Here is a 4,623-nt window from a genome sequence, read left to right as displayed (position 1 = left end):
CAAATTCTTTTTTCTCTCTTCCCGACTCGCTGTGTGACTTTCGTCTCACTCCGTGTCGGTGGATGCGCAGTATAGGGGGTTGAGAAATTAGCACAAGCGTTTTTTGCAAAAAAACTTTCAACCGAACAAATAACAAGCATTCTGCATAGATACTCAACGATCTTGTCTAATATTTCGGGTTGTAGAGGATCTTTTCATGAAGAAATACCTGACTTCCGCATTAAAAGATCGCCTATTTCTTTGTGATTTCGGTTACTGATCTTATCTCTCTTGGTTCTTTTTTCTCTTTTTACCTATATAAAGATGAAAAAAAAGAGCAGAACGATGCGAACTGCTCTTTTGGTCTTTGCTTTTTATTTGGGGTACTTCAGGTGAAGTCTTGGAAAAGTGTTTCTTCTATATATAGAAGAAAAGATCAGAGCATCCTTGCCCTTCTCTTTACGACAGATTAGTTAGGGGTATATCTAAATGTCGTTATTGTTCGATGACGCATTGAGCTCGTAAGAGTGGAGCATGCTTGCATTCCCAATGGCGTCATCTTCGAGAGGAACTTAGTTCTTCAATACTTTTACGGTGTAGCTACCATCTTTTTGTTGGTATAGGCCGTGGATGTCGGTTTCGAAACCTGGGTAATGCGCACCGATCTCACAAAGCATCTCTAGGAAGTCCAGCACAGGGCGAGACTCTTGAGTCACCATTTCACCAGGAAGTACTAGTGGCACACCTGGAGGGTAAGGAAGGATCATGTTCGCACTTACGCGGCCAACCATTTCTTCCAGTTTAATTTCTTCGATGTTGCCACGAAGCTCTTCTTGCCATGCTGCGTGTGGTGTTACTTTCATTTCTGGAAGTACATCGAACGCTTTGTACATTAGCTCTGGTAGGTTGTATTTCTTAGTTAGGTCATGAATTGCTTGTGCTAGTTCTTGAACGCGCATGCCTTCATAGAAGCTTGGGTCTTCGTTGTATAGCGAAGGTAGGAAGCTCTTGATGGTTAGGTTCAAGTCGTAGCCACGTTTAAATTCAGTTAGGCCGCGTAGCAATTGCATTGCTTTTGATTTGTCGATACCGATTGAGAATAGGAACAACAAGTTGTATGGACCTGTTTTCTCTACCACGATGCCGCGCTCGTCTAGGAATTTAGCCACCAGCGAAGCAGGAATACCCGATTCTTCTAGTTCGCCTTCTTTATTCATCCCCGGAGTCAGTAGCGTTACTTTGATTGGGTCAAGATACATGTGGTTGTCATCCATGTTCTTGAAGCCGTGCCATGTGTCGCTAGGGTCTAGTTTCCAACATTCCGTGGTATCGATGTTTTCTGGTTGCCATACATCGAAGAACCAGCTGTCACTTTCTGCTTCTAGACGTTTGATCTCTTTACGGAAGCGGATTGCGCGATCGATAGAGTCTTGCATCAACTTCTTACCAGTGTTGCCGCGCATCATTGCCGCTGCAGTTTCAGTAGAAGCAACAATGCCGTACTGAGGTGAAGTTGAAGTGTGCATCATGAATGCTTCGTTGAAAGATTCTTTATCAAAGTCACCTTTCACGTGAATCATTGAAGCTTGTGAGAACGCTGCCAACAGTTTGTGTGTTGATTGTGTTTCGTAGAACACTTTGCCTGGCATCGCTTCACCACTCATACCACATTTACCTTCGTAAATTGGGTTGAAGTTAGTGTAAGGCACCCAAGCACTGTCGAAATGGATGTGTTTACAATCTAGCGACTCTTTGATGAATTGCGTGTTGTACAACAGACCATCGTAAGTTGAGTTAGTCACTACTGCGTAAGTTGGTGCTGTTGCACCTGGTGTTTTCGCCACTTTCTCTGCGATTACATCGCGGCTGAATTCACTTTGTGGAATACCACCAAGGATGCCGTATGCGTTACGAGTTGGGCGGAAGTAGATTGGTGTCACGTCGCTCATCATCATTAGGTGAGTCAGAGATTTGTGACAGTTACGGTCAATCAGTACTGTGCTGCCCGCAGGTGCTGAGTACATGCCAACGATTTTGTTCGATGTAGACGTACCGTTAGTTACGATGTACGAACTGTCTGCATTGAATGTACGTGCGATGTATTCTTCTGCATCTTTATGCGGACCTGAGTGGTCTAGTAGAGAACCTAACTCAGGCATTGAGATTGATACGTCCGCTTTGAATGTGTTTGGACCGTAAAAATCGTAGAAGATGCTACCAGCAGGGCTTTTCTGGAATGCAGTACCGCCCATGTGACCTGGAGTACAGAAGGTGTATTTACCTTCTTCTACGTATTTGAATAACGCTTTAGTGAATGGAGGCATGATGGCATCTTTGTATGCCTCAGTCGCTTGGTTGATTTTGATAGCGATGTCGTCAGCCATACCTAAAGCGTACTCGAAGAAGCTCACGTTTAGACGTAGATCTGTTAGTGAAATGTCTAGAGTAGACTGTTCGTTAGCAAATGCGTGAACAGGCAGTTTTTCGTTGATTTGGCTGATACGTTCACATAGCTCTAGTGAGTATTTATCCCAGTCGAACAGCACACCGCAAATGCGTGGGTTCATCTCAATCATTTTGATCAAGTCTTTATCATCTACTGGGTAAACCACTTCGTAGCCCGCTTTCTCAAGAGCAGCGTGAAGTTGACGAACTGGCTCTTCTTTAAAGAACACACCCATGTGGTTCAAGATAGCGAATATATTCATTTGGACATCTCCAAGGCGAATGAGGGCGCTCTTTGCCATTTACAGGCAATGAGTAAGGTGAGCGCCGCGTGAATTTGGGTTTTATGGGCTGGCACCGTAGTGCCAGCGTTTTGGGGATTAGTTGCTTGCTTGGGCAGGCATGTCGTCAGCGTGCATTTTCACGTACTGAGCAAGACCTGCTTTTTTGCTGTAGAACATCAAGATAACTAGAGAAACGATGAAGGTTGCTGTTAGCGTACCGCCCTCTGCACCTGCTAGTGCGATGAAGCAGAACAGACAAGCCACACCAGAGAACAGCATTACGAAGCCGTTGCGTGTTGTCATACCTTCGAAGCGAATCAAGTTAATGCTTGAGTAGAAGTAAGGCAGCATCGTTAGTAGAACTGCGTCAGTCGTTAGTTGGTTGAACAGGTCTGATGCGTGCGCTGTTTTAGAGCTGAAGAACATCAGTACAACCATCAGTGCAGTCATCTTGATTGACGCAAGGATTAGACCTTTCTTAGGTACACCGTTTTTGTCAGTTTCGCCGTAGATTTTAGGGAAGTTGCCGTCGTTTGCTGCGCGTTTACCTGCTTCACCTACTAGCATCATCCAAGAACCTAGCGAAGTGAAACATGCTAGCGCTGTGAATGCTGATACGAATGGTGCTGTCCAGCTACCGAATAGCTCAGTGGTTGCTAGTGCAAATGGCGCACCTGATGCCGCAACTTCTGACGCTGGGAACATACCGCTGATCATTTGAGTTGATAGGATGTAAATCACACCTGCGATACCAGTACCCAACATAGTTGCTAGTGGTACAGTACGTTTAGGGTTTTCTACCATACCAGTCGATACCGCTGCTGATTCCACACCTACGAATGACCATAGACAGATAAGAACCGCTGTTACTACCGCGTGGCTGTCAGTGCCTGCTGATACGTTCCAGTTTTGGCTGTAAAGCGCAGTATCGAAGTGCGTCCAACCAAATGCAGCTGTACCAACAACTGGGATAAGGATAAGAACTAGACCAAGCGTACATAGACGGCTTACCCAGCTACCACCAAGTAGGTTGACGAAAGTGAAGATCCATACCGATGCAATCGTCGCAATACCTGCTGGGATTGGGTTATTAAGCACAGGGAAGAATACTGAAAGGTAAGAAACACCTGTAATGGCAATAGCCAGGTTACCAATCCAGTTCGCGTGGTAATAAAGAACGCCCGTTTGGAAACCAAATACCGGAGACACTTCGCCAGCATAAGCGATAGGACCACCTTCTTGTGGGTTTTTGGTTGCCAGACGAGCGTAAACGAACGCCAGACTCAGTGCACCGACCAAACAGATCAGCCAACTGAAGATTGAAACAGAGCCTACAGAGGCAAGACTAGAAGGTAATAGTGCAATACCACTACCCATCATGTTACCGGCTACGACACCCGTACAGGCAATAAGGCCGATTTTTTTCGCATTCGATGACATAACATCTCCAAATCTATTCTACTCGAGTCAACATGACTCAAACTGAATGGTAATTAGCGAGATGCTATGAGGAAGAACCTGCTCGACCTCGCTAAATTTCGAAGTGAAGACTACGCCCAAAAACTGAGAAAAAAATAAACTTGGGGTTATCAATAAAATGATTAGTTCATCAACATCAAGTTGAGATAAACATGATAAACACAAAAAAATAAAACTATATTATTCATACAGTTACAAGAAAAACATCAAACCTTCTACCGATAGATAAACTCTCATCAACTCGTTGGTCATCGCGATAAAAGTTATCAACCTCTATCAACTTCCCCATCCCGAAGGGTTAATTCCCTGAAGTGTTGATTCCATAAATCTCTCCCTGATCGCGCTTCTTGACCCAAGTCAATATTCATCTCGCATGCAAGAAGGCACCAAAATCATTCTCGCCACATAACTCATCCAGACACTTCATACAATCAAT

2 protein-coding genes are annotated in these 4,623 nt (G+C 44.6%); both read right to left on the bottom strand.

What is annotated here, in order from left to right; genetic code table 11:
• Nucleotides 1–551: 551 nt before the first annotated feature.
• Nucleotides 552–2,687 (bottom strand): lysine decarboxylase CadA, encoded by a 2,136-nt coding sequence (locus R7P35_RS23020; protein ID WP_017635553.1) that lies wholly within the window; start codon nucleotides 2,685–2,687, stop codon nucleotides 552–554.
• A 117-nt stretch (nucleotides 2,688–2,804) separates the two neighbouring features.
• Nucleotides 2,805–4,148 carry a cadaverine/lysine antiporter gene (cadB, locus tag R7P35_RS23015; protein ID WP_005434864.1) on the bottom strand — a complete coding sequence of 448 codons (1,344 nt, stop codon included), beginning with the start codon at nucleotides 4,146–4,148 and terminating at the stop codon, nucleotides 2,805–2,807.
• Nucleotides 4,149–4,623: the final 475 nt, after the last annotated feature.

The organism is Vibrio sp. Vb0304, from assembly GCF_033338995.1.
Classification (GTDB): domain Bacteria; phylum Pseudomonadota; class Gammaproteobacteria; order Enterobacterales; family Vibrionaceae; genus Vibrio; species Vibrio alginolyticus.
Note: the sequence above shows the minus strand (reverse complement) of the source record. Positions and strands in the feature narration are given on the sequence as shown.

Bases quoted from the DNA above. Each gene is read 5' to 3' on its own strand.
- cadB (WP_005434864.1), bottom strand. From the start codon at position 4,148: ATGTCATCGAATGCGAAAAAAATCGGCCTTATTGCCTGTACGGGTGTC.
- R7P35_RS23020 (WP_017635553.1), bottom strand. From the start codon at position 2,687: ATGAATATATTCGCTATCTTGAACCACATGGGTGTGTTCTTTAAAGAA.